This is a genomic window from Streptomyces mangrovisoli (assembly GCF_000974985.2).
In the GTDB taxonomy this organism is placed as follows: domain Bacteria; phylum Actinomycetota; class Actinomycetes; order Streptomycetales; family Streptomycetaceae; genus Streptomyces; species Streptomyces mangrovisoli.
Genome location: NZ_LAVA02000069.1, coordinates 24,339 through 47,517, shown reverse-complemented (window position 1 = coordinate 47,517; position 23,179 = coordinate 24,339). Strand labels below are relative to the sequence as shown.

General features: G+C 67.6%; 18 protein-coding genes. 11 read left to right on the top strand and 7 right to left on the bottom strand.

The genetic code is table 11. From position 1 onward, the window contains the following. Nucleotides 1-40: 40 nt before the first annotated feature. The 6 genes from typA (at nucleotide 41) to WN71_RS26665 (ending at nucleotide 8,817) form a co-directional block, all read left to right on the top strand. Nucleotides 41-1,948 (top strand): translational GTPase TypA, encoded by a 1,908-nt coding sequence (gene typA, locus WN71_RS26690; RefSeq protein ID WP_046589972.1) that lies wholly within the window; start codon nucleotides 41-43, stop codon nucleotides 1,946-1,948. A 658-nt stretch (nucleotides 1,949-2,606) separates the two neighbouring features. Beyond that, on the top strand, nucleotides 2,607-3,641 hold the full coding sequence (locus tag WN71_RS26685; protein WP_046589971.1) for an ABC transporter permease: 1,035 nt from the start codon (nucleotides 2,607-2,609) through the stop codon (nucleotides 3,639-3,641). Nucleotides 3,642-3,716: 75 nt separating this feature from the next. Next, nucleotides 3,717-5,534, top strand: a complete 1,818-nt coding sequence (locus tag WN71_RS26680; protein ID WP_046589970.1) for an ABC transporter substrate-binding protein — start codon at nucleotides 3,717-3,719, stop codon at nucleotides 5,532-5,534. A gap of 96 nt (nucleotides 5,535-5,630) precedes the next feature. Next, a complete protein-coding gene (locus WN71_RS26675; RefSeq protein WP_046589969.1) occupies nucleotides 5,631-6,611 on the top strand; it encodes an ABC transporter permease in 981 nt (326 codons plus the stop codon). An 11-nt stretch (nucleotides 6,612-6,622) separates the two neighbouring features. Further along, on the top strand, nucleotides 6,623-7,684 hold the full coding sequence (locus tag WN71_RS26670; protein WP_046589968.1) for an ABC transporter ATP-binding protein: 1,062 nt from the start codon (nucleotides 6,623-6,625) through the stop codon (nucleotides 7,682-7,684). An 11-nt stretch (nucleotides 7,685-7,695) separates the two neighbouring features. Further along, entirely contained in the window at nucleotides 7,696-8,817 is a 1,122-nt protein-coding gene (locus WN71_RS26665) for an ABC transporter ATP-binding protein (RefSeq protein ID WP_046589967.1), read from the top strand. A gap of 63 nt (nucleotides 8,818-8,880) precedes the next feature. Here the strand turns inward: WN71_RS26665 and WN71_RS26660 are convergent, their stop codons facing one another. The 7 genes from WN71_RS26660 to WN71_RS26630 all read right to left on the bottom strand — a co-directional run bounded on the left by WN71_RS26660 (nucleotide 8,881) and on the right by WN71_RS26630 (nucleotide 16,877). Then, on the bottom strand, nucleotides 8,881-9,600 hold the full coding sequence (locus tag WN71_RS26660) for a hypothetical protein (protein WP_046589966.1): 720 nt from the start codon (nucleotides 9,598-9,600) through the stop codon (nucleotides 8,881-8,883). 211 nt (nucleotides 9,601-9,811) lie between these two features. Beyond that, nucleotides 9,812-10,552: a methyltransferase domain-containing protein gene (locus WN71_RS26655; RefSeq protein WP_046589965.1), complete on the bottom strand. Its 741-nt coding sequence runs from the start codon at nucleotides 10,550-10,552 to the stop codon at nucleotides 9,812-9,814. 209 nt (nucleotides 10,553-10,761) lie between these two features. Continuing rightward, nucleotides 10,762-11,811, bottom strand: a complete 1,050-nt coding sequence (locus tag WN71_RS26650; protein WP_046589964.1) for an ABC transporter ATP-binding protein — start codon at nucleotides 11,809-11,811, stop codon at nucleotides 10,762-10,764. A 26-nt stretch (nucleotides 11,812-11,837) separates the two neighbouring features. Continuing rightward, complete coding sequence (locus WN71_RS26645; protein WP_046589962.1) at nucleotides 11,838-12,878, bottom strand: ABC transporter ATP-binding protein; 1,041 nt, start codon at nucleotides 12,876-12,878, stop codon at nucleotides 11,838-11,840. 49 nt (nucleotides 12,879-12,927) lie between these two features. Further along, complete coding sequence (locus tag WN71_RS26640) at nucleotides 12,928-13,908, bottom strand: ABC transporter permease (protein ID WP_046589960.1); 981 nt, start codon at nucleotides 13,906-13,908, stop codon at nucleotides 12,928-12,930. Between the two features lie 102 nt (nucleotides 13,909-14,010). Then, a complete protein-coding gene (locus WN71_RS26635; RefSeq protein ID WP_046589958.1) occupies nucleotides 14,011-15,768 on the bottom strand; it encodes an ABC transporter substrate-binding protein in 1,758 nt (585 codons plus the stop codon). 80 nt (nucleotides 15,769-15,848) lie between these two features. Beyond that, complete coding sequence (locus WN71_RS26630; RefSeq protein WP_206300151.1) at nucleotides 15,849-16,877, bottom strand: ABC transporter permease; 1,029 nt, start codon at nucleotides 16,875-16,877, stop codon at nucleotides 15,849-15,851. A gap of 434 nt (nucleotides 16,878-17,311) precedes the next feature. On the opposite strand from WN71_RS26630, the gene WN71_RS26625 reads away from it, so the two are divergent. The 5 genes from WN71_RS26625 to WN71_RS26605 are packed head-to-tail and all read left to right on the top strand — an operon-like array spanning nucleotide 17,312 to nucleotide 22,973. Then, nucleotides 17,312-18,937 (top strand): peptide ABC transporter substrate-binding protein, encoded by a 1,626-nt coding sequence (locus tag WN71_RS26625; protein ID WP_046589954.1) that lies wholly within the window; start codon nucleotides 17,312-17,314, stop codon nucleotides 18,935-18,937. Between the two features lie 57 nt (nucleotides 18,938-18,994). After that, entirely contained in the window at nucleotides 18,995-19,918 is a 924-nt protein-coding gene (locus WN71_RS26620) for an ABC transporter permease (RefSeq protein ID WP_046589952.1), read from the top strand. Then, complete coding sequence (locus WN71_RS26615) at nucleotides 19,911-20,933, top strand: ABC transporter permease (RefSeq protein WP_046589950.1); 1,023 nt, start codon at nucleotides 19,911-19,913, stop codon at nucleotides 20,931-20,933. The genes WN71_RS26620 and WN71_RS26615 overlap by 8 nt, the downstream gene beginning before the upstream one ends. Nucleotides 20,934-20,938: 5 nt before the next feature. Then, complete coding sequence (locus WN71_RS26610) at nucleotides 20,939-21,925, top strand: ABC transporter ATP-binding protein (protein WP_046589948.1); 987 nt, start codon at nucleotides 20,939-20,941, stop codon at nucleotides 21,923-21,925. Next, nucleotides 21,906-22,973: an ABC transporter ATP-binding protein gene (locus tag WN71_RS26605; RefSeq protein WP_046589946.1), complete on the top strand. Its 1,068-nt coding sequence runs from the start codon at nucleotides 21,906-21,908 to the stop codon at nucleotides 22,971-22,973. Before WN71_RS26610 ends, WN71_RS26605 begins: the two co-directional genes overlap by 20 nt. The last annotated feature ends 206 nt before the right edge of the window (nucleotides 22,974-23,179 follow it).

Here is a 23,179-nt window from a genome sequence, read left to right as displayed (position 1 = left end):
GTACGCGCAGGCCTTCCTCACACTCCAGGAGTACGCCTTCATGGCCACGCGCCACGACATCCGCAACGTCGCCATCGTCGCCCACGTCGACCACGGCAAGACCACCCTGGTCGACGCCATGCTCAAGCAGGCCGGTGCCTTCGCCGCGCACGCCGCCGAGTCGCTGGACGACCGCATGATGGACTCGAACGACCTGGAACGTGAGAAGGGCATCACGATCCTGGCCAAGAACACGGCGGTCAAGTACCACCCCAAGGACGGCGGCGACGCCATCACGATCAACATCATCGACACCCCCGGCCACGCCGACTTCGGTGGTGAGGTCGAGCGCGGCCTGTCGATGGTGGACGCGGTCGTCCTGCTCGTCGACGCGTCCGAGGGCCCGCTGCCCCAGACCCGCTTCGTGCTGCGCAAGGCGCTCCAGCAGCGCCTGCCCGTCATCCTCTGCATCAACAAGACGGACCGCCCGGACTCGCGGATCGACGAGGTCGTCAACGAGACCTACGACCTCTTCCTCGACCTGGACGCCGACGAGGACCAGATCGAGTTCCCGATCGTCTACGCCTGCGCGCGTGACGGCGTCGCCTCGCTGACCAAGCCGGAGGACGGCACGGTTCCGGCCGACAGCGACAACCTGGAGCCGTTCTTCTCCACGATCCTCCAGCACGTCCCGGCCCCGTCCTTCGACGAGACCGCGCCGCTCCAGGCCCACGTCACCAACCTGGACGCCGACAACTTCCTCGGCCGTATCGCGCTGCTCCGCGTCGAGCAGGGCGAGCTGCGCAAGGGCCAGACCGTCACGTGGATCAAGCGCGACGGCACGATGTCCAACGTGCGCATCACCGAGCTGCTGATGACCGAGGCGCTCACCCGCAAGCCCGCCGAGGTGGCCGGCCCCGGTGACATCTGCGCCGTCGCCGGTATCTCGGACATCATGATCGGTGAGACCCTCGCCGACCCCGAGAACCCGATCCCGCTGCCGCTGATCACGGTCGACGAGCCGGCGATCTCCATGGTCATCGGCACCAACACCTCCCCGCTGGTCGGCCGTGGCGGCACCGGCAAGGGCGCCGAGGCGAAGTCGGCCGTCAAGGACCGCAAGGTCACCGCCCGCCAGGTCAAGGACCGCCTCGACCGCGAGCTGATCGGCAACGTCTCGCTCCGCGTGCTCGACACCGAGCGTCCGGACGCCTGGGAGGTCCAGGGCCGTGGTGAGCTCGCGCTCGCCATCCTGGTCGAGCAGATGCGCCGCGAGGGCTTCGAGCTGACCATCGGCAAGCCGCAGGTCGTCACCAAGCAGGTCGACGGCAAGACCTACGAGCCCGTCGAGCGCATGACGATCGACGTGCCCGAGGAGCACATGGGCGCCGTCACGCAGCTCATGGGCGTCCGCAAGGGCCGGATGGACAACATGTCCAACCACGGCTCGGGCTGGGTCCGCATGGAGTTCGTCGTGCCCTCCCGCGGTCTGATCGGCTTCCGGACCGAGTTCCTGACCCAGACCCGCGGCACCGGCATCGGCCACTCGATCCACGAGGGCCACGAGCCCTGGTTCGGCACGCTGACGACCCGCAACAACGGCTCCCTGGTCGCCGACCGCTCCGGCTCCGTCACCGCGTTCGCGATGACGAACCTCCAGGAGCGCGGCGTGCTGTTCACCGACCCCGGCACCGAGGTGTACGAGGGCATGATCGTCGGCGAGAACTCGCGCTCCGACGACATGGACGTGAACATCACCAAGGAGAAGAAGCTCACGAACATGCGGTCGTCCTCGGCCGACTCGTTCGAGGCGATCGTCCCGCCGCGCAAGCTCTCCCTGGAGCAGTCGCTGGAGTTCTGCCGCGACGACGAGTGCGTCGAGGTGACCCCGGAGGCGGTTCGCATCCGCAAGGTCGTGCTCGACCAGCGTGATCGCGCCCGTACCGCGAGCCGCGCCAAGCACGGCTGACGCTCCGTAGTCGTAGCCGACCCGACCCGGGTGTCCCCATCGTGGGGGCACCCGGGTTTTTTGCAACCCGTTTTCCACGGCCCGGATGTCCGACATGCGGAGATCCCTGACCGATAGCCATGTAACACGTCCGTTTCGCGGCCTTCTCGAGCCGAACAGTTTGTCCAAATTTCGGAAGATGTAGGCGTCAGCTGTGACTGAATTGAGATTTAAGAACGGTGGTCGGTGCTCGACCGATGGCAGATAGTTAGCCGCGTAGTCGCTCGGGTCAATGGGTCTCGCGCTGTGGGGACAGTGCCGACTCACGAGCACCAGAGGGTGTCTGATCTTCCGTCAGGGGTGTCGGAAGCAGGACGTCAACCCTCTCCTGTTGGTGAACACGTGGAGTCATGAGGAGGAGTCCCATGCGCGGTGTCACGAACACCAGGTGGGTCACGCTCACGCCGTCCGTCCATACCGGCTTCGTCACATCGTCCGAGGGCCGGCTCTGAGCCAACCCGGCGGCCGCACCGTGCGGCCGTTCAACTACGCGCGTCCCACTGCGGGTTCGCGCCTGGCTCAGTGCCGTACGCACGTCTCTCCTTGCCCCGGACGGTGACCGCGCACATCCCGCGCAGGTCACCCGCCGGGCACACCCATACCTGTGAACGGACGAACAGTGACAAGTCCTATCGATGTCGAAGGCGGCGGGACCTCGGTCCTCGTCGACGGCACTCCTGGGCCGGACGCGAAGTCCGAGGCGGCCAAGCTCGAAGGCCGGTCTCCCGGCCAGCTGATGTGGCTCCGCTTCAAACGCGACCGCACGGGAGTCATCTCGGCCTACGTCGTGGGCTTCTTCTTCCTGGTCGGCCTGCTCGCCCCGCTGATCGCGAAGCTGTACGGCAAGAACCCGTACACCGTCTACGCGGACGAGCGGCCCGAGTTGTTCGACAGCGCGGGTGTGCCGCTCCAGCCCAACGGCGGCATCAGCTCCGAGTTCTGGTTCGGCCTCGAACCCGGCAACGGCTACGACGTCTTCACCAAACTCCTCTACGGCATCCGCACGTCGCTGATGATCTCGGTGGCCGTCACGATCGCGACCGTGGTCACCGGCATCCTGCTCGGTGTCGCGGCCGGCTACCTCGGCGGCAGGTCCGATTTCCTCATCAGCCGGGTCATCGACTTCCTGCTCGCCTTCCCGGCCCAGCTGTTCTTCATCGCGAGCATGCCCGTCGTGGTCTCCCTCTTCGTCAGTCCCCGTGACGAGACGCCCACCTACGTCCGGGTCGTCGCGCTCATCGCCGTCCAGTGGTTCCTGGGCTGGATGAGTCTCGCCCGCATCCTGCGCGGCACCTCCCTGTCCCTCAGGGAACGGGAGTTCATCGAGGCGGCGCGGGTCAGCGGTGCCACCCCGTGGCGGATCATCCGCAAGGAGATCCTGCCGAACGTGGTCACGCCCATCCTGGTGCAGTCCACCTACATGCTCCCCGGCTTCGTCACCGCGGAGGCAGGCCTGTCCTACCTCGGCATCGGCATCGTCGAACCGACGCCGGACTGGGGGCAGATGTTCTCCAAGGCGTCCACCGAACTCGTGATGCAGAACGACATCACGTACATGTTCTTCCCCGGCATCTCGATGATCATCTTCATCGTGGCCTTCAACCTGCTCGGGGACTCGGTCAGGGACGCCTTCGACCCCAAGACGGCGCGCTGACCGACGCGTTGTGGGCGGCCTCGCCCGGATACCGCACGGCAATTCGCAGTTCCTTTGTGCACTGGTGACACACAGATGGGTGGTTCAGTGAGAAGTAGGGGCGGACGCCACGCATACGCCGTACTGTCCGTGCTCGCGGCCGGAGCTCTCATGCTCAGCGGTTGCAGCAAGGGCGGCAGTGACGCGGGCGACAACAAGAAGCAGGACCAGGAGAACGCCAAACGCCAGCAGGCGTCGATCAAGTTCGGGGGGACCGCGGACTCGACCGGTCCGGCGGCCGCGGTGCCGGGCGCCAAGAGCGGCGGCACGATGGAGGTGCTGCAGCGCGACAGCTACGCCCACCTCGACCCGGCCCAGATCTACGTCTCCGACGAGGGCTCGCTCGCGACCCTGATCCACCGAGGGCTGACCGGCTACAAGTCGACCAACGACAAGGGCAGCGGCCACGAGGTGGTCGGCGACCTCGCCACCGACTCCGGCACCACCACCGACGGCGGCAAGACCTGGAAGTACACGCTCAAGGACGGCATCAAGTTCTCGGACGGGTCCGCGATCACGTCCGCGGACTTCCGCCAGACCTACGAGCGCCTCTTCGCGTCGTTCATCGACCAGGGCCCGACCTACCTCCAGCAGTGGCTCGCCGACACCACCGGCGCCGACTACCGCAAGCTCCTCCCGGACGGCCCCTACAAGGGCAAGCACCTGCCGGACTCCGTCCTGGAGACGCCCGACTCCAAGACCATCATCTTCCACTTCAAGACCGCCCACCCGGACCTGCCGTACGCGCTCGCCATGGCGGGCTACGCGGTCGTCTCCAAGAAGGGCGACACGAAGCAGAAGTACGACAAGGACCCGCTGACGACCGGCCCCTACAAGATCCAGTCGTTCAAGTCGGGCAAGTCGATGGTGCTGGTCAAGAACACCAACTGGGACCCGAACACGGACCCGATCCGTCACCAGTACGTGGACCAGTTCAACTTCACGTTCAACCAGCAGTTCGAGACCTCCACCAAGGCGCTCCTCGCCGACAGCGGCGCCGACCAGACCGGCGTGAGCTTCAACAACCAGGTCGACGCGGGCAACCTGTCCAACGTCCTCAACGACCCGAAGCTCAAGTCCCGTACGGTCGCGGGCTACCAGCCGTACGTGGGTCAGATGAACATCAACATGAACCACATCAAGGACAAGACGGTCCGTGAGGCCATCGCCTACGCGCTGCCCATCACGCCGTTCATCCGCGCCTACGGCGGCAACGACGCGATGGAGGTCGCGGGCGGCCTCATCTCCCCGACCGTCAGCGGCTACGACGCCACCTTCGACCCGTGGGGCAAGAAGAAGAACCCCGCCGGCGACCCGGCCAAGGCCAAGGCGCTGCTGAAGAAGGCCGGCAAGCTCAACATGAAGCTGACCTTCGGCTACATCAACACCCCTGAGGGCCAGCAGTACTCCACGGCCATGGCGGCGGGTCTGAAGAAGGCCGGCTTCAACGTCCAGCGCCAGGAGATCCCGGCCGAGACGTACTACGACCAGATCGGCAAGGTCGACAACAACTACGACATCTACCACACCGCCTGGGGCGCGGACTGGCCGTCCTCCTCGACCGTGATCCCGCCGCTGTACGACGGCCGCGTGATCGCCGACGGCTCGCCGAACTACTCGCACGTCAACGACCCGAAGGTGAACGCGGACATCGACGCCGCGAACAAGATCACCGACCCGGCCAAGGCGGCCGCGGCGTGGGAGAAGATCGATCAGTACCTGGTCAAGGACGTCGTCAACGCCGTCCCGACCGCGTACTACAAGCAGGTTCAGATCGCCGGCTCCAAGGTCGGCGGCCTCGTCTACGACGACGTGATCGGCGGCATCGACCCGCGTCGTCTCTACATCAAGTAATCACCACCGCCCGCCGGTACCCGGCGCACCCGTCCGCGTGAGCGGAGGGGCGCCGGGTACCGTCCGGCCCGCCGACGTCAGAGAGCTGCCCCTGTCATGCTGCGCTTCCTCGTCCGCCGGTCCCTCGGTGCCGTCGTCATTCTCTTCCTGCTGAGCATCGTCACGTTCCTGCTGTTCTTCGGGATGCCGCGCGACCCGGCGCTGCTGATATGCGGCAAGACCTGCAACCCGCAGAGCCTGGCCAACATCCACCATGTGCTCGGCCTGGACAAGTCGATCCCGGAGCAGTACGCGATCTTCCTGCACAACCTGTTCCTGGGCAGCAACGGATTCGCCCAAGGTCCGTGCCCCGCACCGTGCTTCGGGTACTCGTACCACACCAACGACCAGGTCTGGGCGACCCTCATGGACCGGCTGCCCACCACGGTCTCGCTCACCCTGGGCGGCGCGTTCTTCTTCCTGCTGATCGGTCTCGGCACCGGACTGATGGCCGCCTGGAAGCGGGGCACCCTCATCGACAAGTCCGCCACCGCGGGCTCGATGGTGCTGGGTTCGATGCAGATCTACTTCCTCGGCCCGCTCGCCCTCGCGGTGCTCGTCTACCAGACCCACTGGTTCTCCAAGCCGGCGTACAACGAGTTCACCGCGAACCCGATCACCTGGTTCACCGGACTGATCATCCCCTGGCTGGTGCTGTCGACCATCTTCGCCGCGCAGTACACCCGTATGGCGCGCTCGTCGATGATCGAGCAGCTCCAGGAGGAACACGTGCGCACCGCCCGCGCCAAGGGCATGTCGCGCCGCTACGTGTTCTTCCGCTACGCCTGGCGCGGCTCCCTGATCCCCATCGTCACCATCTTCGGCATCGACCTGGGCTCCCTGCTCGGCGGCGCCATCATCACCGAGTACACCTTCGGCCTGCCCGGCCTCGGCCAACTCGCCGTCCAGTCCGTGTTCTTCAGCGATCTGCCGCTGCTGCTCGGCGTGATGCTGTTCTCGGCCGCCATGATCCTGCTGTTCAACATCATCGTCGACGCCGCCTACGCCTTCATCGACCCGCGCGTACGGCTGTCCTAGGGAGCGCTGCCGTGACCACACAGACCAAGGAAGCCGGTGCTCCCTCCCCGGCCGGCGAGGGCAGCCTGCTCTCGGTGCGCGACCTGCACGTCAGCTTCAAGACCGAGGACGGCATCGTCCGCGCCGTGGACGGTCTCTCGTTCGACGTCCAGCGCGGCCGCACGCTCGGCATCGTGGGCGAGTCGGGCTCCGGCAAGTCCGTCACCAACCTGACCGTGCTCGGCCTGCACAACCCGATGTTCACCACCATCGAGGGCGAGATCCTCCTCGACGGCAAGGAGTTGACCACCGCCCGTGAGGCGGAGCTGGAGAAGCTGCGCGGCAACAAGGTCGCCATGATCTTCCAGGACCCGCTGACCGCGCTGTCGCCGTACTACACGGTGGGCCGGCAGATCGCCGAGCCCTACATGAAGCACAACGGCGCCTCGAAGCGGGTGGCGTGGGACCGCGCGGTGGAGATGCTCGGCAAGGTCGGCATCCCCAACCCCAAGGAGCGGGCGAAGGACTACCCGCACCAGTTCTCCGGCGGTATGCGCCAGCGAGCGATGATCGCGATGGCGCTGATCTGCGACCCCGACCTGCTGATCGCCGACGAGCCGACCACCGCGCTCGACGTGACCGTCCAGGCGCAGATCCTCGACCTGCTCAAGGACCTCCAGCAGGAGTTCGGCTCCGGCATCGTCTTCATCACCCACGACCTCGGGGTGATCGCCGACATGGCCGACGACATCATGGTGATGTACGCGGGCCGCGCGGTGGAGCGCGGCACGACCGACGAGGTGCTGCGCTCTCCCCAGCACCCGTACACCTGGGGCCTGCTGAACTCGATGCCGCGGCTCGACTCCGACCTCGGTGCCCCGCTGGCACCGATCCCGGGCGCCCCGCCGTCGCTGCTCAACCCGCCCTCCGGCTGCCCGTTCCATCCCCGCTGCACCTTCCGGGACCGGGTGGGGGGCAGCCGTTGCGTCACCGAGCGCCCGCTCCTGGCGCCGGACCGGGCCTCCGCGTGCCACCTGACCGCGGACCAGAAGCGGACCATCTTCGTCGAAGAGATCAAGCCCCGTCTGGGCTAGGAGGACACGTCATGAAAGAGGACCTCGTCCTCCCCGCGCCGCGGGAGTCGGCGCCCGGCACGGCAGGGGACCCGCTGCTGGTCGTGGAGGGGCTCGTCAAGCACTTCCCGGTCAAGGGCGGGTTCCCGATCAAGCGGACGGTCGGCGCGGTGCAGGCCGTCGACGGGATCGACCTGTCGGTGCACGTCGGCGAGAGCTTCGGCCTGGTCGGCGAGTCCGGCTGCGGCAAGTCGACCACCGGCCGGCTGATCACCCGTCTGATGGAGCCGACCGGCGGCACGATCTCGTACCGCGGCAAGGACATCACCCACTCCAGCCGCAGGGAGCTCGCGCCGATCCGGTCCGAGATCCAGATGATCTTCCAGGACCCCTACTCGTCGCTGAACCCGCGGCAGACGGTCGGCAAGATCATCTCGGGCCCGATGGAGATCAACGACATCGAACCCGAGGGCGGCCGGGAGAAGCGGGTCCGCGAACTCCTGGAGATCGTGGGCCTCAACCCGGAGCACTACAACCGCTTCCCGCACGAGTTCTCCGGCGGCCAGCGCCAGCGCATCGGCGTGGCCCGAGCACTGGCCCTGAACCCGAAGCTGATCGTGGCCGACGAGCCGGTCTCCGCGCTCGACGTCTCCATCCAGGCCCAGGTGGTGAACCTCCTCCAGGAGGTGCAGAAGGAACTCGGCATCGCGTTCCTCTTCATCGCCCACGACCTCGCGGTGGTACGGCACTTCTCCCAGCGGGTCGCCGTCATGTACCTCGGCAAGATCATCGAGGTGGGCGACCGCGACTCCATCTACACCCGCCCCCGGCACCCCTACACCCACGCGCTGCTCTCCGCGGTGCCGGAGGTCGACATCACCGGCGCCGGGACCGCGCCCCGCGAGCGGATCCGCCTCGCGGGCGACGTGCCGTCCCCCATCTCGCCGCCGTCCGGCTGCCGCTTCCGCACCCGGTGCTGGAAGTCGCAGGACACGTGCGCGACGGAGGAACCGCCGCTGGTCCAGCTCTCCGGCAACCGCTCCGGGCACCTGACGGCCTGCCACTTCCCGGAGGACCCGACCATCGAGGCCCGTGACGAGGACATCGTCCTGGACCCGGCGCTGGCGGCGCTGGAGGAGGCCGCGGAGAACTGAGGCGGACACCGGGGCAGGGGCCGGGCGGCGCACCGCCCGGCCCCTGCGCTGTGCGGTCCTTCCTCAGAAGTCCGTGTCGTCGGCGAGGCGGACGTCGCTCACGGCGACGCCGCCGGAGTCGGGCAGCTGCCCGGCCGGCGCGCCGCCGCCGGCCCCGGCGACGTCGAGGACGATCCGGTCGGCGGTCATCAGCGCCGGCAGGTGGGCCCACGCCATGGCCGTCCCGGTGGGGGCGATGTCCTCGGCGCAGGTGCCGACCACGTGGCCGCGCAGCAGGAACGTCCACACCGCGTGGGTGACGGACGCGACGCGCGGGCGGAGGCGCGACGCGTTCGCCGGGGCCGTCCCGACGGCGCCGGGGAGCAGTCCGACATCGGTGAGCCGGGACCGGTCGCGCAGGTCGAGGACGAGCCGCGCGGTCCGGCTCGCGCAGTGCCAGGCGGTCTCGGGCCGCCCGTCGACGGCGTTCGCGGGCCCCTGGCCGACGGCGCGGGTGCCGGACGGGTCGGGGCTGCCCAGGGCGCACGTGGAACGCGCGGTCCCCGGCGAGAAGGTGTAGGCGGGCCGCGCGGTGGTGGACCGCACGGACCAGCGGGCCCCCGCGGCGCCCCGCACGTCGATGTCCAGGGTTCCGGCGGCCTCCGTCACCGCCGACGTCGTCGAACTCGTGGAGGCCGCGGGCGCGACGCCGTAGGCGACACCGCCGGCCGTCAGGACCACGGCGGCCCCGGCCCCCAGCAGGGCCCATGACCGGCGCCCGTCGCGTTCCTGGTCAGCCGTCACGGCGCGATCCCGCAAGTCTTCACCCTGTCATCCCACGGTTCGGGCGGATCCGACGAAGCCGCTCGTCACCGATGGTGCACGAGTATGTCGATCCTGTGCTGGAAGTGTGAAGATGAGTTTTAGCATTAAATGAATGCATGGGTCAATGAACGGCAAATCGGTGCTGCCGTACGGGGATGGGGCGATCCGCACCGCGTGCCCCGGCCCGGCCCTACGCCGCCCGCGCCACCGTGATGATCTCCGGGGCGGCCGGGGTGAGCGGGCGGCGGTCCCAGTGGCCGTACTGGGCCTCGACGGCCAGACCGGCCTCGGCGAGCCGGTCCGTCAGGAGCTCGGGCCCGAGGAAGCGCAGGGTGGTGCGGCTGGTCCGGGGGACCGGCCAGCCGTGGTGCTCGAAGGTCTCCGTGAAGGTGACCCGGTCCCCGGCGACCGGGGTCTCGACCCGGTGCCGTACCCGCACCGTGCCGCCGTTGCCGTCGGAGATCTCCCGCACCCGCTCCGGCGTCCAGCCCTCCCAGGCCCGCGCGGCGGGATGGCGGGTGTCGAAGACGAACCGCCCGCCGGGCGCGAGGGCGGCGCGCACCGCGCGCAGGGCGGTGCTCAACTCCTCCTCGCCGACCAGCACCTGGAAGGCGTGGCCGGTCATGACGACCAGGTCGAACTCGCCGCGCCACAGCCGGCTCCGCAGATCGCCCAGCACCCACTCGATCCCGTGGGGCTCGCCCGCCCGTGCCTGCACCAGCATCGCGGCGGCCGGGTCGAGCCCGAGCAGCCGCCCCGCGTGCCCCGCGGCACGGGCCCGCCGCAGCAACTGCCCGGTACCGCACCCCACATCCAGCACCGACCCCGCGGCCAGCACGAGGCCCAGATAGAAGTCGTCGCAAGGGCCCCAGGGGTTGAGACTGTCGTACAGCGCGGCGAGAGAGAGATCCGCGAACGAGCGGTCGACCATCGCGGCAGTGTGCCACACACAGTTGAACGACAGGTCAGGAACAGCCTTGTTCCCGCCCCGTTCCCGCCGTGTTCCCACCCGGAACCGGAAGAAGGCCCGCGTCTCGAAAGACGCGGGCCTTCGTTCCCCTGGAGCGGACGTTCAGGGGCTCGGGTCAATGGGCCGTTGAAAGTCCGTTCCGCAGACGGCGGCTGACGAAAAGGGGTGTGTCAGGCCGCCGACTCGGGGTCCTGGGAGAGACGCTGAGCCGGAATCACATCGGCGGTCTCCGGGTAGTGACAGGCCGTCAGGTGGCCCGGCTTGTTCCCGCTGATCTGGACCAGCGGCGGAGCCTCCGTGGCGCACTTCTCGGTCGCCTTCCAGCAACGGGTGCGGAAGCGGCAGCCGGAGGGCGGGTTGATCGGGGACGGCACGTCACCGGTGAGGCGGATGCGCTCACGGGCCGTGGCGTTCTCGTCCACCGTGGCCTCGGGCACGGCGGACAGCAGGGCCCGCGTGTAGGGGTGGCGCGGGTTGCCGTACAGGTCGTCGCGGTCGGCGATCTCGACGATCTTACCCAGGTACATGACCGCGACGCGCTGTGAGAAGTGCCGCACGATCGCGAGGTCGTGGGCGATGAACACGAAGGCGATGCCCAGTTCCTTCTGGACCTCCTGGAGGAGGTTGACGACCTGGGCCTGGATCGACACGTCGAGCGCGGAGACCGGCTCGTCCGCGACGATCAGCTTCGGGTTCAGCGCGAGCGCGCGGGCCACGCCGATGCGCTGGCGCTGGCCGCCGGAGAACTCGTGCGGGAAGCGGTTGAAGTGCTCCGGGTTGAGGCCCACGATCTCCAGGAGTTCGCGGACCCGGGCCTCGCGGCCACCCGCCGGGTTGATGTCGTTGATCTCCATCGGACCGGCGATGATCTTGCCGACCGTCTGGCGCGGGTTCAACGACGCGTACGGGTCCTGGAAGATCATCTGGATCTCGGACCGGATCGGCGCGAGCTGGCGGCGGCTGGCGTGGGTGATGTTCTGGCCGCGGTAGGAGATGGTGCCGCCGGTCGGCTCCATCAGCCGGGTGATCAGCCGGCCGGTGGTCGACTTGCCGCAGCCCGACTCGCCGACCAGGCCGAGGCTCTCGCCCTCGGCCACCTGGAAGTCGAGGCCGTCGACCGCCTGGACCGCGCCGACGGTCCGCTTGATCGGGAAGCCGCCCTTGATCGGGAAGTGCTTGGTCAGCCCGGAGACGTCCAGGAGGGGGTTGGTTGTGCTCATGGTCGTGAAGTCCCGTCTCGTGTCCGTCAGTTGTGGCCGGCTGTGGCCGCGTAGTCGGCGAAGAGCGCGTCTCGCTGGCTCGTTTCCAGGTGGCAGGCGGAGCCGCGGCCATCGATCACCTCGAGCACCGGCTGCGCACTGGAGCACTTGCCGCCCGCGACCTTCTCCGCGAACGCGCAGCGCGGGTGGAAACGGCAGCCGGTCGGCGGGTTGAGCAGCGAGGGCGGGGAACCGGGAATCGGCGACAACGGCACGTCGACCGGACCGTCCAGGGCCGGCATGGAGTTGAGCAGGCCGAGTGTGTACGGGTGCTGGGGGTTGCCCAGCACCTGCTTCTTCGTGCCCCGCTCGACGCACCGGCCGCCGTACATCACCAGAACGTCGTCCGCGATGTCGGCGATGACTCCGAGGTCGTGGGTGATGAAGATGATCGCGGTGCCGAACTCCTGCTGGAGGTCCTTGAGCAGGTCCATGATCTGGGCCTGGACCGTCACGTCGAGCGCGGTGGTCGGCTCGTCGGCGATCAGCAGCTCGGGGTCGCAGACCAGCGCCATGGCGATCATCGCGCGCTGGCGCATACCGCCGGAGAACTGGTGCGGGTAGTCGTCGACCCGCACGTCCGGCTGCGGGATGCCGACACGCGTGAGCATCTCGATCGCCCGCGCCCGCGCCTCCTTCTTGGACGCCCCGGTGTGTTTCCGGTACACCTCGGCGATCTGGGTGCCGATGGTGTGGTACGGCGACAGCGAGGCCAGCGCGTCCTGGAAGATCATCGACATCTTGTTGCCGCGGAGCTTCTCGAGCGTCCGCTCGGACGCCGTGAGCAGCTCCTGGCCGTCGAGCAGGATCTCGCCGTCGATCCGCGTGCGGGCCGGGTCGTGCAGACCCAGGATCGTCAGGTTGGTCACGGACTTGCCGGAGCCCGACTCGCCGACGATGCCGAGCGTCTGGCCCCGGGCGATGTCGAAGCTGAGTCCGTCGACGGCCTTGACGATGCCGTCCTCGGTGGAGAAGTGGACTTTGAGGTCCCTGACGGAGAGGAACGGCTGCTGATCGGTGCTCGTCACTGGGACGCTCCTGGGGGGGTGATGCGGTAGGTCGGGGGTGGGGCGGAGGTCAGGCGAGCCGGATCCGCGGGTCGATGAGGGCGTAGACGGCGTCGACGGCGATGTTGAAGATCACGATCGCGCCGGCCGCCAGCAGCGTGACACCGAGCAGCATGGGCAGGTCGCTCTTCTCCACGGAGTCGACCGCGAGACGGCCCACGCCCTGGAGGCTGAAGGTGTACTCGGTGATCATCGCGCCGCCGATGAGGGTGGCGAGGTCGATGCCGAAGATCGTGACGATGGGGCCCATCGCACCGCGCCAGGCGAACCGGAAGAACACGTTGCGGCTGGACATGCCCTTGGCGCGGGCCGTGCGGACGTAGTCCTCGCTCAGCGTCTCGACCAGCTGCGAGCGGGTCATACGCGTGTAGTTGGCCGTCCAGATCAGCGCGAGTACCAGCCACGGCAGCAGCAGGCCGGAGGCCCACTCGGCCGGGTTCTCGGTGAGCGGCGTGTAGGACGGGTTGTCCAGGATGCCGAGCTTGGCGACCAGGAAGTACATCGCGACGTACCCGACGAAGTAGATCTGGAGCGAGGAGGCCACCAGAGAGGCGGAGCTGGCCACCTTGTCCTGCCACTTGCCCTGCTTGACGGCGGCGATCATGCCGGTGCCGATGCCGAAGATCAGGAACACGACGGCGGAGCCGAAGGCGAGCGAGAGGGTCAGCGGGAGCCGGTCCAGGATGGTGCCGAGGACGGGCTCGCGGTTGGCGAACGAGTAGCCGAAGCAGGGGGCGTCGCAGTGCCCGAAGCCGGCGTAGTCGCGGCCGACGAAGACGCCCTTCAGCCAGTCCCAGTACTGAACCGGGACCGGGTGGTCGATGCCCAGGTTCTTCCGGATCTGCTCCAGCATGTCGGGCGTGCAGTTCTTGCCGCAGGACATCGTGGCGGGGTCACGCGGGATGGCGTAGAAGAGCCAGAAGGTGACGGCGCTGATGATCAACAGGATGACCAGCGCGCCGAGAGCTCGGCGGACAAGGAAGCGGAACATGGGGCGTGACTTTCCGGACGGGGCGCCGTCGCCGGGGGGTAAGAGGGGGGTGGGCCGCAGGGGGCGACCAGGTCATGGCCGCCCCCTGAGGGTCAGACGCGCTTACTTCTTGGCGTACAGCTTGGTGAGCGCGATGCAGGTGTTGCCGGCGTCGTACACGACGTTGCCGATCTTGGATCCGTACATCCAGTTGCGGATGGAGTGGTAGTCCGGGACCACCGGGGCGAGCTCCATGATCTGCTGGTCGATGTCGCCCCAGGCCTTGTTGGCGGCGTCGGAGTCGGTGATCTTCGCGGCCGCGTTGATCGCCTTGTTCACGCTGGCGTCGTTCAGCTGGGCGTAGTTGCTACGGCCGTCGCCGATGTTCTCGCCGCTCCAGCAGGGGTAGAAGACGGAGTAGCCGTTCGGCCAGTCCGGGCTCCAGCCCGCCGCGAACAGGTCGTACTCGTTGTCGATCTTGCCGATCTGGGTGTAGAAGGTCGTCTTGTCGATCTGCTTGTTGACGACCGTGAAGCCGGCCTCCTCAAGCGCGTTCTTGATCGCGACGGCCTGCTTCACCGCGTTGTCCGACTGCTGGTAGGCGATGACCAGCTTCTGGCCGACCTTGCCTGCCTCCTTCAGCAGCGCCTTGGCCTTGGCGGCGTCGCCGCCCGGCTTCGTGGTCACGCCGTACAGGTCGAACTTCTTGTAGCCGGGGGTGACCGGGCTCAGGATCGTGCTGGCCAGCTCGCTGGTGGAGCGGCCACCGCGGATGGTCTGGAGCTGCTGGTGCGGCCACGCCCAGTTGATCGCCTGGCGGACCTTGACGTCCGTGATGCGGGTCGTGTTGATCGGCCAGTAGTAGGTGACCGTGTCGACCTGGGTGAGGACGCGCTTCTTCAGCTTGGCGTTGGTGAGCACCTGGGCGATGCGCTCGGCCGCGACCTCGTTGAAGATCGACATCGCGTACTGGTCGTTGCCCTTGTCGGCGATGTAGCGGTCGGTGGAGGCGACCGGCTGGAAGCCGAACTGGAAGACGAACTTGTCCGGGTAGGCGTTGCGGATCGGGTCCGTGGCCGCGTCCCAGTGCTCGTTGCGGCTGTAGGTCAGCGACTTGCCGACGGAACGGCTCTCGATCTTGTAGGGGCCCAGGGAGTACGGACGCTTGTCGTACGCCTCCTTCGTGTCGTGCTTCTTCGGCACGAGACCGTAACCCGGCATACCCAGCGTGTAGTTGAAGTCGCCGCGCGCCTCGGTCAGGTTGAACGTGATCGTCTTGCCGGAGACCTCGATGGAGGCGAGGTGCTTGCCGCTGTAGGGGCCCTTGTACTTGTCGCCGCCGACCAGCCACTGCTGGACGTAGCGGGGACCCTCGGTGACGAAGCTGGCGAAGAGACGCTCGAAGGAGTGGCGGACGTCGTCCATGGACAGCTCGGCGCCGTCCTCCCACTTGACGCCGTCCTTGATGGTGAACGTCCAGGTCTTGCCGCCGTTCGACGCCGTACCGGCGTCCGTGGCGACGTCGCCGACCAGCGTGGCGCCGCCCTTGTCGTCGATCTTGTAGCCGGTCAGACCGCGCAGGATCGGACGGGTGATGGCGCCCTCGGTGGAGACGTAGATCTGCGCCGGGTCCAGGTGGTCCATGTCGAACTGGTCGAGCGAGTAGATCGTCCCGCCCTTGACCGCGCCGGCGACCTCGGGGGCCGGGCCGGTCGAGTCGGCCTTGGTGCCGACCGGGATGTTCATCGTCTTCGCATCGGAGACGGACGGGGCCTTCGACGCGCTCTTGTTGTCGTCACTGCTGCCGCAGGCGCTCAGCACGGTGGTGGACGCCGCGGCGACACCGGTCGCTATGAGGAAGTTTCTGCGAGAAAAGGACATGCGAGCCTGCCTGTAGGAGTCGTTTGGAACGGGCGGGACCAGCCGGACGTCATTGACCCGGACCGGGGGGACAGAAGCGTCTAGCGCTTGGACTTCGGGTCGAGCGCGTCGCGCACCGAGTCGCCGAGCAGGTTGAAGGCGAGGACGAAGATCACCATGGACAGGCCCGGGAAGAGCATGAAGGTGAAGTCCTGCGAGTAGAACTGGGCGCCTCGGCCGATCATGACGCCCCAGTCGGGGGTGGGATCGGTGATACCGACACCGAGGAAGGCCAGGCCGGCCTCGGCAGTCACGTAGGCCGGCAGCATCAGCGTGGCCTGGATGATGATCGGCGTCCACAGGTTGGGCAGCAGTTCCTTGAACACGATGCGCATCGGGGACGCGCCCGTGACCTTGGCGGCCTCGACGAACTCGCGCTCCCGCAGACCGAGCACCTGACCGCGCAGCAGGCGGGCGATGGACGCCCAGCCGAAGGCCGACAGGACGACGATCAGGGAGACGGCGATGAGCCACGTCGGCACGTTGTCGTCGGGAGCCACGAAGAGGCCGTAGACGACCGGCATGAAGGCGATGAAGAACAGCGTGGACGGGAACGACAGGACGATGTCGATGATCCGGCTCACGAAGTAGTCGGTCCTGCCCCCCAGGTAACCCGCCGTGACACCGATGATGATGCCCGCCACGCACGTGAGGATCGTGGCGGCCAGCGCGATGCCGAGCGAGGTCCGGATGCCGTAGAGCAGGAACGTGAAGACGTCCCGGCCGAGCTGCGGCTCGATGCCGAACCAGAACTCCGAGCTCATGCCGCCGTTGGCGCCGGCGGGGTACGAGAAGTCGTCGAGGAGTTCGGGGCGGGCGCTCGCGTACGTCGTGTACGGGTTCTTCCCGTACAGCTTCGCTATGAGCGGGGCCGCGATCGCGATCACGAAGAAGAAGATCACGATGCATGCGGATATAACGCCCGTGCGGTCACGCTTGAAGCGGCGCCAGGCCAGTCGGCCGGGGGACCGGCTCTCGCTGCCCTTCGAGTCGGGAGAAGTGATCGACTTCTCGACGCTCTCGTCGGTCACCTCGAGCGGGGCAGCCGGAGATGGAGTTGGGGGGGTCATGGTGCTCCTGGCCCAGGGGAGGGTCTCCGCAGGGCGCTCCCCTACGGGCTACGCCGGACTTTTTCAACGCAATTCATTCAAGGTCAATAAATTCTGGGTCGACTTGATTGTCTCTTTACGTTCTTTGCTCTGGCTTGACCCTTCCGTAGCTACGCGTGTAGCGGGTCGTGATCAATCCGTGTTGTGAATCGGGCCAACTGGACTAAACGGGCAGAGAGTTCGATATGCGGACGGGTGAGTGCCGGAATGCGTACATCGGGACGCCGCAAATGAACGGTTCCGCATCGGATGGCGAAGATCCATTGCGCTTCGCCCCGAAGATCCACTCCTTCGGCTCTTGCGTGTCCCTCTAAGGGCCGACCCTGCATGCGTTTCGCGGCTTTGGGATCGATATTGGCCGATAACGGACCAACGATCGTAAGGATGGAGGCGTCATGCGTGGAGCCACACACGCCAAGTGGGCCGCATGCGCGGCGGCGGTAGCTCTGGCGGCCACGGGATGCGGGGGTGGAGGGGGCGGAAGCAGCAGCGGCTCCGGCACGGTCAGCGCCTCCTGGGGCGACCCGCAGAACCCGCTGGAGCCGTCCAACACCAACGAGGTGCAGGGCGGCAAGGTCCTCGACATGATCTTCCGGGGCCTGAAGCGGTACAACTCCAAGACCGGCGCCGCCGAGGACATGCTCGCCCAGAAGATCGAGACCACCGACTCGCAGAACTTCACGATCACGGTCAAGAGCGGCTGGAAGTTCAGCAACGGCGAGGCCGTCACCGCCCAGTCCTTCGTCGACGCGTGGAACTACGGCGCCAGCCTGAAGAACAACCAGAAGAACGCGTACTTCTTCGGATACATCCAGGGCTACGACAAGACGCACCCCGACACGGGCAAGCAGACCGCCGACACCCTGTCCGGACTCAAGGTGACCGGCACGGACACCTTCACGGTCGCGCTCACCCAGAAGTTCTCGACGTTCCCGGACACCCTCGGCTACGCGGCCTTCTCACCGCTGCCCAAGTCGTTCTTCAGCGACCACGCGGCCTGGCTGAAGAAGCCGGTCGGCAACGGCCCCTACACCATCGACTCCTACACCAAGGGGTCACAGATGGTGCTGAAGAAGTGGGACTCCTACCCCGGTGACGACAAGGCCAAGAACGACGGGGTGACCCTCAAGGTCTACACGGACAACAACACCGCCTACAACGATCTCCTGGCCGGCAACCTCGACCTGGTCGACGACGTGCCCGCGGCCCAGCTGAAGAACGCCAAGTCCGACCTGAACGGCCGGTACATCAACACCCCGGCCGGCATCATCCAGACGCTCGCGTTCCCGTTCTACGACCCGAAGTGGAACACCAGCGGCGCCACGAAGGTCCGCCAGGGACTGTCCATGGCGATCAACCGCCAGCAGATCACCGACACCATCTTCCAGAAGACGCGCACCCCCGCCAGCGACTGGACCTCACCGGTGCTCGGCGAGAAGGGCGGATTCCAGGAAGGGCTGTGCGGCAAGTACTGCGACTACAACCCGTCCGAGGCCAAGAAGCTGGTCCAGGAGGGCGGCGGGCTGCCCGGCGGCCAGGTCAAGATCACCTACAACGCGGACACCGGCTCGCACAAGGAATGGGTCGACGCCGTCTGCAACTCGATCAACAACGCCCTCGGCAACGAGAAGGCCTGCGTCGGCAACCCGGTCGGCACCTTCGCCGACTTCCGCAACCAGATCGGGCAGCACAAGATGACCGGTCCGTTCCGGGCCGGCTGGCAGATGGACTACCCGCTGATCCAGAACTTCCTCCAGCCGCTCTACTACACGAACGCCTCCTCCAACGACGGCCAGTGGTCCAACAAGCAGTTCGACAGCCTGGTCAACCAGGCGAACGCGGAGACCGACACCACCAAGGCCATCAAGCTCTTCCAGCAGTCCGAAGGCGTCGTACGGGACAACATGGCCGCCATCCCGCTCTGGTACCAGAACGGCAGCGCCGGCTACTCGGACAAGGTCTCGAACGTGGCCCTGAACCAGTTCAGCGTGCCCGTCTACAACGAGATCACCGTCAACTGAGCCGCCCGGGGCGGGCCGCTCACCCGGGTCCGCCCCTCATCTCACTCCGGAGCACTCATGGGACGGTACGTCGTCCGGCGTCTGCTGCAGATGATCCCGGTCTTCTTCGGCGCCACCATTCTCATCTTCGTGATGGTGAACGTGATGGGTGACCCCATCGCGGGCCTGTGCGGCGAACGACAGTGCGACCCCGCCACGGCCGCCCAGCTGCGCGCGGAGTTCGGCCTCGACAAACCCCTGTGGCAGCAGTACACGACCTACATCGGCCACATCTTCACCGGCGACTTCGGAACCGCGTTCAACGGGCAGCCGGTCACCGAGCTGATGTCCACCGCCTTCCCGGTCACCATCCGGCTGACGATCGTCGCGATCTTCTTCGAGATCGTCATCGGCATCACGCTCGGCGTCATCACCGGCCTGCGCCGCGGCCGGCCCGTCGACACCGGCGTCCTGCTGCTCACGCTCGTGGTCATCTCCGTGCCGACCTTCGTCACCGGTCTGCTGGCCCAGCTGCTGCTCGGCATCCAGTGGGGCTGGATCAAGCCGTCGGTCTCCACGGACGCCACCTTCGGCGAGCTGATCGTGCCCGGCCTGGTGCTGGCCTCGGTCTCCCTCGCCTACGTCACCCGCCTGACCCGCACCTCCATCGCGGAGAACAAGCGGTCCGACTACGTCCGTACGGCCATCGCCAAGGGCCTGCCGCGCCGCCGGGTGACCACCCGGCACCTGCTGCGCAACTCACTGATCCCCGTCGTCACCTTCATCGGCACCGACATCGGCGCGCTGATGGGCGGCGCGATCGTCACCGAGCGGATCTTCAACATCCACGGCGTCGGCTACCAGCTCTACCAGGGGATCGTGCACCAGAACACCCAGACGGTCGTCGGCTTCGTGACCATCCTCGTCCTCATCTTCGTGGTCGCCAATCTGCTCGTCGACCTTCTGTACGCCGTACTCGACCCGAGGATCCGCTATGCCTGAGCAGCCTCCGTACGAGGAAGAGGAATTCCACCACGGCCCCGAAGGTCCGCCGCCGGAGGACCTCGCGATCGCTCCGACCGGCTTCGGCGGCACCATGGACCTCGGATCGAGCGAAGCGGAGACCCTGGAGAGGACCCCGGGCGGACCGGAGGGGACGGGGCCCAAGGAGAAGCCCCGCTCCCTGTGGTCCGACGCCTGGCGGGACCTGCGCCGCAACCCCGTCTTCATCATCTCCGCGCTCGTCATCCTCTTCCTGGTCGTGATCTCGATCTGGCCCTCGCTGATCACCGACCAGTCCCCCCTCAAGTGCGACCTCGCCAAGGCGCAGCAGGGCTCGCAGCCCGGACACCCCTTCGGCTTCGACGGGCAGGGCTGCGACGTCTACACGCGGACGGTGTACGGGACCCGGATCTCGATCAGCGTCGGTGTGCTCGCCACGCTCGGGGTCGCGCTCCTCGGCTCGTTCCTCGGCGGTCTGGCCGGCTTCTACGGCGGGGTCGGCGACTCGATCCTGTCCCGGATCACCGACATCTTCTTCGCGATCCCGGTCGTGCTCGGCGGTCTGGTCCTGCTGTCCGTGGTGACCAGCAACACGATCTGGCCGGTCGTCGGGTTCATGGTGCTGCTGGGCTGGCCACAGGTCTCCCGGATCGCGCGCGGCTCCGTGATCACCACCAAGGAGAACGACTACGTCCACGCGGCCCGCGCGCTGGGCGCCTCCAACTCGCGGATGCTGCTGCGGCACATCGCCCCGAACGCGGTCGCGCCGGTCATCGTCGTCGCGACCATCGCGCTCGGCACGTACATCTCGCTGGAGGCGACGCTGTCGTACCTGGGTGTCGGTCTCAAGCCCCCGACGGTGAGCTGGGGCATCGACATCTCCTCGGCCTCCGCGTACATCCGCCAGGCCCCGCACATGCTGCTGTGGCCGGCCGGCGCGCTCGCGATCACCGTGCTCGCGTTCATCATGCTCGGCGACGCGGTGCGCGACGCCCTCGACCCGAAGCTGAGGTGACAGCCGTGCTCCTCGAAGTACGCGATCTGCACGTGGAGTTCAGGACCCGGGACGGAGTCGCCAAGGCCGTCAACGGGGTCGACTACCGCGTCGACAAGGGCGAGACGCTCGCCGTGCTCGGCGAGTCCGGCTCCGGCAAGTCGGTGACCGCCCAGGCCGTGATGGGCATCCTCGACATCCCGCCCGGGAAGATCACCGGCGGCGAGATCCTCTTCCAGGGCAAGGACCTGCTGAAGCTCAAGGAGGAGGAGCGGCGCAAGGTCCGGGGCGCCGAGATGGCGATGATCTTCCAGGACGCGCTGTCCTCGCTCAACCCGGTGCTCAGCGTCGGCGACCAGCTCGGCGAGATGTTCATCGTGCACCGCGGGATGTCCCGCAAGGAGGCCCGCGCCAAGGCCGTCGAGCTGATGGAGCACGTGCGCATCCCGGCCGCCGCCGACCGGGTGCGCGACTATCCGCACCAGTTCTCCGGCGGTATGCGCCAGCGCATCATGATCGCCATGGCGCTGGCCCTGGAGCCCGCCCTGATCATCGCCGACGAGCCGACCACCGCGCTCGACGTCACCGTGCAGGCCCAGGTGATGGACCTGCTCGCGGAGCTCCAGCGCGAGCTCCACATGGGGCTCATCCTCATCACCCACGACCTCGGCGTGGTCGCGGACGTCGCCGACCGGATCGCGGTCATGTACGCGGGCCGGATCGTCGAGACGGCCCCGGTCCACGACATCTACAAGGCGCCCGCGCACCCCTATACGAAGGGGCTCCTGGACTCGATCCCCCGGCTCGACCAGAAGGGCCAGGAGCTCTACGCCATCAAGGGTCTGCCGCCCAACCTGATGCACATCCCGCCGGGCTGCGCCTTCAACCCGCGCTGCCCGATGGCCCAGGACATCTGCCGCAGCGAGGTGCCGCCGCTCGCGGAGGTCGACGCGGACCGCAGGAGCGCCTGCTTCTTCTGGAGGGAGTGCCTCGATGACTCAAGCCGCCCCTGAGCGGGCCGCGACCGAGCCGCTGCTGGAGGTCAGCGGACTGGTCAAGCACTACCCGCTCACCCAGGGAATCCTGTTCAAGAAGCAGATCGGCGCGGTCAAGGCGGTCGACGGCGTCGACTTCCACCTCGGCCGCGGCGAGACCCTCGGCATCGTCGGCGAGTCCGGCTGCGGCAAGTCGACGGTCGCCAAGATGCTGGTCAACCTGGAGACGCCGACCGGCGGGACGATCAAGTACAAGGGCGAGGACATCACCCGCCTGTCCGGCAAGGCGCTCAAAGCCGTGCGCCGCAACATCCAGATGGTGTTCCAGGACCCCTACACCTCGCTCAACCCGCGCATGACCGTCGGCGACATCATCGGGGAGCCCTACGACATCCACCCCGAGGTCGCGCCGAAGGGCGACCGGCGGCGCCGGGTGCAGGAACTGCTGGACGTGGTCGGGCTCAACCCGGAGTACATCAACCGCTATCCGCACCAGTTCTCCGGCGGCCAGCGCCAGCGCATCGGCATCGCGCGGGGCCTGGCGCTGCGGCCCGAGATCATCGTCGCCGACGAGCCGGTCTCCGCGCTCGACGTCTCGGTGCAGGCGCAGGTGATCAACCTGCTGGACCGGCTCCAGGCCGAGTTCGAGCTCAGCTACGTCTTCATCGCGCACGACCTGTCGATCGTGCGGCACATCTCCGACCGGGTCGGGGTGATGTACCTCGGGCGGATCGTGGAGACCGGCAAGGACGTCGAGATCTACGACCATCCCACGCACCCCTACACCCAGGCGCTGCTGTCCGCGGTGCCCGTGCCCGACCCGGAGGCCCGCGAGCACCGGGAGCGGATCATCCTGCACGGGGACGTGCCCTCGCCCGCGAAGGTCCCGTCCGGCTGCCGGTTCCGCACCCGCTGCTGGAAGGCGCAGGCGCGCTGCGAGTCGGAGGTGCCGGAGCTGGCGGTGCCCGTCGAGTTCCGGCTCGTCCCCGGTCCCGCGGCGCACGACTCGGCCTGCCACTTCGCGGAGGAGAAACGGGTGGTGCCACCGGAGGAGCCGCCGAAGTAGCCCCCCTCGACCGGCCCCGGTGTCCGGCCCGGCCGGCCGTGGACGAAGGCGAGCAAATGTGCAGCAATCGCGTTAACACGCAGGCAACCCGGCCGACCCGGTGCCGATATACGGACGCGTCAGTCTGAACAGCGTACGGCCGTGCGGGTGCCGTAGACGGGCCGGGATGCGCCATGTCATCCCGGCCCGTCGCCCGCGGGAGGGCC